This window comes from Streptomyces hainanensis (assembly GCF_004348415.1).
In the GTDB taxonomy this organism is placed as follows: Bacteria; Actinomycetota; Actinomycetes; order Streptomycetales; family Streptomycetaceae; genus Streptomyces; species Streptomyces hainanensis.
This window is the reverse complement of the sequence record NZ_SMKI01000378.1, coordinates 1-7,895: the sequence shown is the minus strand read 5'-3', so window position 1 is coordinate 7,895 and position 7,895 is coordinate 1. Positions and strand designations below refer to the sequence as shown.

General features: G+C 72.1%; 7 protein-coding genes and 1 pseudogene. 3 read left to right on the top strand and 5 right to left on the bottom strand.

What is annotated here, in order from left to right; all coding sequences use genetic code 11:
* Together E1283_RS39060 and E1283_RS27490 are read right to left on the bottom strand one after the other, a co-directional pair.
* A pseudogene (locus E1283_RS39060) lies at nucleotides 1-166 on the bottom strand (ATP-dependent DNA ligase); the annotation flags it as partial.
* Nucleotides 167-264: 98 nt separating this feature from the next.
* On the bottom strand, nucleotides 265-975 hold the full coding sequence (locus E1283_RS27490; RefSeq protein ID WP_132820859.1) for a sulfite exporter TauE/SafE family protein: 711 nt from the start codon (nucleotides 973-975) through the stop codon (nucleotides 265-267).
* A 179-nt stretch (nucleotides 976-1,154) separates the two neighbouring features.
* Here E1283_RS27490 and E1283_RS27485 point away from each other — a divergent pair, with 179 nt between their 5' ends.
* The 3 genes from E1283_RS27485 to E1283_RS27475 all read left to right on the top strand — a co-directional run bounded on the left by E1283_RS27485 (nucleotide 1,155) and on the right by E1283_RS27475 (nucleotide 4,316).
* Entirely contained in the window at nucleotides 1,155-1,823 is a 669-nt protein-coding gene (locus E1283_RS27485; protein ID WP_243745144.1) for a SanA/YdcF family protein, read from the top strand.
* A gap of 147 nt (nucleotides 1,824-1,970) precedes the next feature.
* Nucleotides 1,971-3,053 (top strand): acyltransferase, encoded by a 1,083-nt coding sequence (locus E1283_RS27480; RefSeq protein WP_207930544.1) that lies wholly within the window; start codon nucleotides 1,971-1,973, stop codon nucleotides 3,051-3,053.
* A gap of 270 nt (nucleotides 3,054-3,323) precedes the next feature.
* Nucleotides 3,324-4,316 (top strand): acyltransferase, encoded by a 993-nt coding sequence (locus E1283_RS27475; RefSeq protein WP_243745143.1) that lies wholly within the window; start codon nucleotides 3,324-3,326, stop codon nucleotides 4,314-4,316.
* A gap of 42 nt (nucleotides 4,317-4,358) precedes the next feature.
* On the opposite strand, the gene E1283_RS27470 is transcribed toward E1283_RS27475, so the two are convergent.
* The 3 genes from E1283_RS27470 to E1283_RS27460 form a co-directional block, all read right to left on the bottom strand.
* Nucleotides 4,359-5,765, bottom strand: coding sequence for a polysialyltransferase family glycosyltransferase (locus tag E1283_RS27470; protein ID WP_132820857.1), 1,407 nt, complete (start codon nucleotides 5,763-5,765; stop codon nucleotides 4,359-4,361).
* Entirely contained in the window at nucleotides 5,765-6,745 is a 981-nt protein-coding gene (locus tag E1283_RS27465; protein ID WP_132820856.1) for a glycosyltransferase family 2 protein, read from the bottom strand. The genes E1283_RS27470 and E1283_RS27465 overlap by 1 nt, the downstream gene beginning before the upstream one ends.
* A gap of 244 nt (nucleotides 6,746-6,989) precedes the next feature.
* Complete coding sequence (locus tag E1283_RS27460) at nucleotides 6,990-7,793, bottom strand: S1 family peptidase (protein ID WP_243745142.1); 804 nt, start codon at nucleotides 7,791-7,793, stop codon at nucleotides 6,990-6,992.
* Nucleotides 7,794-7,895: the final 102 nt, after the last annotated feature.

Sequence of the window (7,895 nt, the reverse complement as noted above, 5' to 3'; positions counted from 1 at the left end):
CCCCCAGCTTCCGCTGCGGCAGCCGGCCCGCCAGATAGGTGACGACCACCGGCGCCTCGGCCGGCGCCGTGGCGCCGAGCAGCCGGGCCAACGCGGCGACCTTCGCCGTCCGCGCGCGGGTGGCCGCGACCTCCCGGGAGGTCCGGGCGACGTCGGCGAGCAGCATGTCCCCATCGTCGCCGGGCCGGCCGGGTCCCGCACCCTCCCCCGGATCTCGTTCGGGTGGGGGTGCCCCCTGCACGGAGTGCTGGGGGAGTGCCCCCGTCAGCGCAGCAGGTTGAGGCTGGCCACCACGGTGAACAGCAGGATCAGCCGCTCGAACCTGGTCTGGTCGATCCGCCGGACCAGCCGCCGACCGAGCGCCGCGCCCAGCACCACGCCCCCGACCAGCGCCGCGTTGAGCAGCAGCGACTCCTGGTCGATCAGGCCGAGGCCGGCGCTGAACGGCACCTTGAAGAGGTTGACGATGAAGAAGAACCAGGCGGCGGTCCCGAGGAACGCCAGCTTGGGGAAGCCCGCCGACAGCAGGTAGAGCCCCATCACCGCGCCGCCCGCGTTGGCCACCATGGTGGTGAACCCGGCGAGCAGCCCGAACACCAGGGCGCGCCAGCGGCCGGTGCTCGGTTCGGTGCGCCCGCGCCGCCACAGGTGCGTCACGACGACGGCCAGCAGCACCGCGCCGATCGTGCGACGCATCACGGTGTCGTCCACCACGGCGATGAAGCCGACGCCGAGCAGCACCCCGACCGCCACCGAGGGGAAGAGCCGCAGCAGCGCCGACCAGTCCACGTGCCTGCGGTAGGCGCGCACCGCGAGCATGTCGCCGACGATCAGCAGCGGCAGCAGCGCGCCGCTCGACTCGCGCGCGGGCAGCACGGCCGCGAACAGCGCGACGGTGATGGCGGCGATGCCGCCGATCGAGGTCTTGGCCAGCCCCACCAGGACCGCGCCGACCCCGAGCAGCGCCCAGTCCATTCCGCTCAGCCCACTTATCACGAAAGGGCACACTAGTCACCCGATCGGACGTACGGGAACTTGTCCGGCGCTCGGAACGTGATAACAGCGTGACGAAGTCTGATACACCGAGCGTTGCACCGGAGGCGCGGTCCCGGTGGTGGCGCCGGCCCGGAGGCCGGCCATGGCCCCGGCCCGGGTTGCCGCGGACGGTCCGGGGCAGGCGCACGGCGCTCCAGCTGGCGATGGTCGCCGTGGTCCTCGCGCTGCTGCCGGCCACCTGGGTGCAGGCGAGCACCCACGACCGGCTGCGGTCCGTGGGGGACGCGCCGTCCGCGCCGGTCGCGGTGGTCTTCGGCGCCGGCCTCCGGGCCGACGGGCAGCCCACGGCCTGGCTGGCCCACCGGCTGGACGCGGGCGCCGAGCTCTACCACTCGGGCCGGGTGCGGGCGCTGCTGGTCACCGGGGACAACGGCAGGGCGGAGTACAACGAGCCGGACGCCATGCGGGACTACCTGGTGGGCCTCGGGGTGCCGGCCGAGCGGATCGTCACCGACCACGCCGGCTTCAACACGTGGAACTCGTGCGCCCGCGCGGCCGACGTGTTCGGTGTCACCCGGGCGCTCCTCGTCTCCCAGGAGTTCCACATACCCAGGGCGCTGGCGCTCTGCCGGGCCGCCGGGATCGATGCCCACGGCGTGGGCGTGGCGGAACGGCCCAGCCCGGTGCTGCTGTTCAGCTCGCTGCGGGAGATGGCGGGCGCCATCCCGGCCACCTGGGACGCGGCCTTCACGCCGGCGCCCCGCTTCGCCGGGCCGCGCGAGACCAGCCTCCAGGAGATCCTGGCCGCTACCGAGCCCGGGCGGTGACGCCCGGGCCGGGGAGGAATGACGGAGCGGGCGTGAGGATTCCTCCCCGAGCCACGCCCGCCCCTTGTCGTGGGCCGAGGCCGCGTTAGGCTCGCGGGCGCCAGAGGTACACGACCGCTGCCACTCCGAGACCCCACGATCGGAATCATGTCCGCATCCACCTCAGCTCCGCCGGCCGCCGGGGCGCCGCCCAGGCCGGCCGAGCGGACCCGCGAACACCGCTACGACGTCGACCTGATGCGCCTCGTCGGCTCGGTCGCGGTGATCTTCCTGCACACCGCGGCCACCTTCATCCACGTCACCGACGGCCAGGAGGCCAACGGGGCGGGCGCCTACTGGGTCGGGCACATCGGGGACGCGGCCAACCGGTTCGCGGTGCCGCTGTTCTTCGCCATGGCGGGCTGGGCGGTGCTGGTGGGCGCCCCGCCCAAGGACGAGCGGAAGATGTGGACGCGGATCGTCCGCAACACCGTGCCGGTGTTCGTCTGGAGCATGGCCTACGTCGCCTGGGCCTGGCTGCGCGACCGCAACGAGGAGCCGACGTCCGACCTGGCCGTCCAGGCGTTCTTCGGCGAGATACGCCCGGCGTACCACCTGTGGTTCATGTACGCCTACATCCCGATCGTGGCCGTGCTCGCCTTCGCCGTGCTGGTGAAGGACGGCAAGCGCCCCTACGGCCTCGGCCTGGCGCTGCTCGGCGTCGCGGCCGGCCCGACCGTCTTCTCCACGGTGGCCGAGATCACCGACTGGGACGGGCTGCCGTCCTTCGGCTGGACCTTCGGCACCTACCAGATGATCTACGCGGTCGGCGGCGCGCTGCTGATCGGGATGCCGAACCGGCTGGCCGCCCGGTGGCGCTGGCCCCTGCTCGCCACCCTGGTCCTGGCGATGGTGGGCACCCTCTGGTACGCCACCCAGATCCACTACGCCATTCCCTACGCCCACCTGTTCGTGGGCGCGGCCACCATCAGCCTGATCCTGCTGCTCAACCGGGTCCACGTCCCCGAGCGGCTGCGGCCCTCGCTCTCCACGCTGTCCGGGGCCGCGCTCGGCGCCTACCTGGTCCACGTGTTCTTCGTCGAGGAGCTGGTGGTCCGATTCGTCTCCGCCGACCTGAGCGGGCCGGCCGCCGCCGCGCTGCTGCTCGGCTCGCTCACGGTCACCCTCGTGCTGTCCTACGGGGCCAGCATGCTCTGGGGTCGCCTCGGCCTGCGCCGCTGGCTCGGCTGAGCCGAGCCGGGCCCGGCCACCCCCCGGGCCGGGGCGCCACGGGGGGCGAGAGAACGTGGAACGAGCATCCGCCACGGCGAAGTTGACCAAGCTGTAGCCGGGAAAGCGAACTTTCGTTCGGTTGAATCTGCTACAAGTTCTCCAACGCCTTCGGCTTTCGAGAATCTTGTGAACGGAACGATGCTCGTCTCCACTTCGCCTTCACCGGCTGCCGCGCCACAGCGCGAACCGGTCGCGCAACCTCGCGAACACCGTCATGACGTCGACCTGATGCGTCTGGTCGGCTCGGCCACGGTGATCTTCACGCACACGTCGGCCACCCTCATCCATGCCACCGACGACGACCGGGCCAACGGGCCCGGCGTCTACTGGGTGGGACACATCGGGGACGCGATGGGGGCGTTCGCGGTGCCGCTGTTCTTCGCCATAGCCGGCTGGGCGGTGCTGGTGGGCGCCTCACCACGGGACGAGCCGCGCATCTGGGCCCGTATCGTCCGCAACAGCGTGCCGCTGTTCGTCTGGAGCCTCGGCTACGTCGCCTGGGCCTGGCTGCGCGACCGCAACGAGGATCCGACGTCCGACCTGGCCGTCCAGGCGTTCTTCGGTTCGATACGCCCGGCGTACCACCTGTGGTTCATGTACGCCTACATACCCATCATGGCGCTGCTCGCGCTCATGGTGCTGGTCAGGAACGGCAAGCACCCCTGGCGGCTCGGGCTGGCGCTGCTCGGCGTCGCCGCCGGGCCGGCCGTCCTCGCCACCCTGGCCGAGGTCACCGGCCGGGACGACCTGCCGTCCTTCGGCTGGGGCTTCGGCACCTACCAGATGGTCTACGCGGTCGGCGGCGCGCTGCTGATCGGCCTGCCGCACCGCGTCTCCCACCGGTACCGCTGGGCGCTGGTGGCCACGCTGCTCGTCTCCATGGCGGGCGCCGTCTGGTACGACACCACCATCCACTACCCGCTGCCCAACGCCCATCTCTTCGTGGGCGTCGCCACCATCTGCGTGATCCTGCTGCTCAACCGCGTACGCGTGCCGGAGAGATGGCGGCCCCGGCTCTCCCGGCTGGCCGGGGCGGCGCTCGGGGCCTACCTGGTTCACGTGTTCTTCGTCGAGGAGGTGGTCGTCCCGATCGTCTCCGCCGACCTGAGCGCGCCGCTCGCCGCGCTGGAACTCGTGGCGTTGGTGGCCGTCACCCTCGTGCTGTCCTACGGGGCCAGCATGTTGTGGGGGCGCCTCGGCCTGCGGCGTTGGCTCGGCTGACCCGGGCCGACGGCTCGCACGGCTTGCCGCCGCCCCGGGACCTCACCCGCGGCGCATGGAGCGCCGCACCTTCCGGGCGAAGCGCAACGCCGTGCGGCCACCCGGGAGTTGACCGGTGATGCTGGCGCCGATGCCACCCGGCAGCGCGAGCGTCGTGAGCCGCGCCCGCACCACGTAGCGCGAGGCCGTCCTGCCCTGGTTCGCCGACAGCCACTCCTGGGCCTCGGCGCGCAGCTCGGGATAGCGCTTGAACTGCATGCAGTAGCCCACGGCCCGCACCAGCGGGCCGAGCTCGGCGCCGACGCCCGCCCGCGCGGTGACGACCTCGCCGGCCCGGCGCTCCTCGATGTCGGGGACCAGGGCGTCGACGATGGTCAGCGGGATGCGGTTGCTGTTCTGGTACGGGGTGATCCGCCCGAGCACCGTGCCGGTGCCGAGCCGGGCGATCGGGACGCCGTAGTAGGCGGCGGCCGTCAGCAGCGCGGTGGAGAAGCACCCCACCACCAGGGCGGGCCGCAGCCGGTGGAACACCGTCTCGGCGAGCATCGGCGAGTCGAGCACGGTGAGCCGCACCCCGACCTCGGCCGCCGCCTTCTCCAGTGCCTTGGAGTAGCGGACGGGCGCCGTCGGGTGCGGCTTGAAGACCACGGACTGGCAGCCGGCCGCGGCGGCACCGCGCAGCATGCGCGCGTGCAGCTCCTCCTCCTCGGCCGGCTCCAGGATGTTCAGCGCGGCCAGGTACTGGCCGAGGATGACCGCGGTGGGCTCCTGCTCCGCCTCCTCGAGGGCGGCCAGCGCGGACCGGTCGCCCTCGGCCGCGCTGATCTCGTCGAGCACGGCCCGGAACGCCTCGTTCGGCACCGTCTCGGCCGGCACGCCGTAGTCGGTGAGCAGCATCGGCGTCAGGCCGGGCACCAGGTCGAGGTGGATCAGCCGCTGGATCCGGCAGGCGGTGTTCCAGTTGAGCCGGTCCCTGGTGGGGCCGTAGCTCATCAGGCCGTCGGCGTAGACGTGCACGTCGGCGTCGGCGAAGATCGCGGCGAGCGCGATGGAGTGCTTGGCGTGCACCGACTCGACGACCAGGTCCATCGGTCCGTCGGGCAGCTCCCAGGCGGTGCGCAGCAGCCGCTCCCATATCGGGACGTCGTGTTCGCGCGGGGTCCAGCTGCCCGGGTGGTGCGGCTCGATGGTGTCGTTCCAGCTGATCACCCGGTCGAAGCGGGTGATGATCCGGTCCCAGCCGGTCATCTCGGAGAGCAGCACCGAGGTCTCGGGGATCGCGGAGTTGTTGCTCACCAGCAGGATCCGCTCCTCGGCGGCCTCGTCGGGCCCGAAGAGACCGGCGTCCAGCGCGGCGGCCAGCGTGGCGGCGCCGTAGAGCGTGGAGACCTCGAAGATCTGGATGCGCGCGGCGGCGGTGGTGGCGGCGGTCGTGGCTTCGGTGCTCATCAGGCCGCGGCCACCTTACGCGTCGTCGTCCGGCCGAGCAGGCGGCGCAGCACCCGGCCGCGCTCGGGGCCCATCTCGTCGAGTGTCCGGTCCAGCAGCTCCTGCGGCATCCGGCGCAGCGCCTCCGCCGACATCTGCCGCAGCCTGCGGGCCACGTCGCCCTGGTGCCGGTCCGCCTTGCTGATGTGGAAGGCGATCATGGCGCAGTAGGTGCGCACGATCTTGGGCAGGAACCGGTCCGCGTCGGGGTGGGCCAGCACCTCCTCCAGGATCAGGTCGTGCGCCGGGATGAAGTCCAGCTGCCGCTCGTCGCCGACCTGGGTGAGCGAGTTGCTGATGCCGCGCCGGTAGAACAGGCCGTGCAGGCCTATCGAGACGTAGGAGCGCGCGCGCAGGTGCAGCTGCCAGGTGAAGACCCGGTCCTCGCAGGTGCGCAGGTTCGGCTCGAAGCGGACGCCGAGGTCGTCGAAGACGTTCCGCCGGCAGACCATGGACCAGACGTTGGGGTAGTCCACCATGCTCTTCCGCTGCGTGGGCAGGATGCCGTCGCGCGGGTCCAGCAGCGTGTTGCGGCGCGGCGCCGGCGCCCGCTCCAGGGTGCGGCTGGTGCCGGTGACCTGGACGTGGTCGGTGCGCACGAAGTCGCAGTCGAACGACTCGACGGCGCCGATCAGTTGGGTGAGGTAGCCCGGCGCGTACCAGTCGTCGCCGTCGAGGAAGGTCAGCCAGCGCCCGCGGGCGGCGTCGATGCCGGTGTTGCGCACCCGGGAGATGCCGCGGTTGGTCTCGTGGTGGATCACCCGGACCCCGGGGATACGCGCCGCGGCCCGGTCCAGGATCTCGCCGGTGGCGTCCTTGGAGTGGTCGTTGACCAGAATGAACTCCCGGTCGTCGCCCACGTTCCGGGCGAGCGCCTGCAAGGTGTCGGGCAGAAATTCCTGCATGTTGTAACAGGCGACGATGACGGAGAGTTTGGTCACGCTGGCTTCCAGTGGCTTCGGACAGGTTGAACGCGACGGTAAACAGGCCGTCCGCGACTAAGGATACGAGAGGGTGACCCCTGAGTGAACGGTGCCGGTACGGTCGATGATCCCACCGCTGCGCCCGGCGCGTGACCTGGCGGCCGAGCTCCGGCGTGTGTCTCGCGGCGAAACCGCCGGGGCGCGTGTTCCGGCGCCCCGACGGCCCTCACCGGCGTTCGCTGGTGTTCGCGATCGGAGCGGGTCAGGAGTCGAGCTGCGTGGCCAGCTCGTCCGCGTAGCTGGTCAGCCGGGTGTACACGCCCGGGTAGCCGGCGCGGGCGCAGCCGTTGCCCCAGGAGACCACGCCGGCCAGCCGGCCGTCGAGCACCAGCGGGCCGCCGCTGTCGCCCTGGCAGGTGTCCACCCCGCCCAGCGGGTAGCCGGCGCAGACCATGGCCGACGAGACGAAGTCGGCGTCGTAGGAGTCGGCGCAGTCCGCGTCGGAGACGGTGGGCACCTCGGCGGTGCGGAGCTGGTTGGAGGAGGGGCCGTTCTCCCGGGTGGTGCCCCAGCCGACGATCCGCGCCGAGCTGCCGGGGGCGTAGACGTCGGTGTCCGAGGCACCGACATAGGGGAGCGTCTGGTAGGGCATCTCCTCGGCCAGGGTGATGACCGCCACGTCGTCGGTGAGCGTGTCGCCGTCGTAGTCCGGGTGCACCCAGATGTCGGCGGCGTCGACGGCGGTGCCGTCGGTGCCGTTCCGGTAGGTGCGGCCGCCGACCACCTGGACGTCCTCGGCGTCCTCGCCCTCCATGCAGTGCGCCGCCGTGACCACCTTGGTCGGCGTGACCAGGGTGCCGCCGCAGTACTGGTAGCCGGTGGTGTCCGTGACCTGCATCACGTACGGGTAGGCGGCGGCCGTGGTGGTGGTGCCGCCGACGATCGGCTGGGGCGCGGCGCTCGCGGTGGGCGCGGTGAGGACGGCGGCGACGGTGGCCACGGTGGCGGCCGCGGCGACGGCGGCGGCGCCAGGGCGACGGCTGGACATGCGGGAGATGAGGGACATGCTTCTCCTCGTGGTGATGGGTGAGTGGGGTTCACCTCCGGGCGGCTGACCAGGCTGGACGCGTGGGGGTCGTCGGCCGACCGTCCGGTGTGGGGGTGGAGG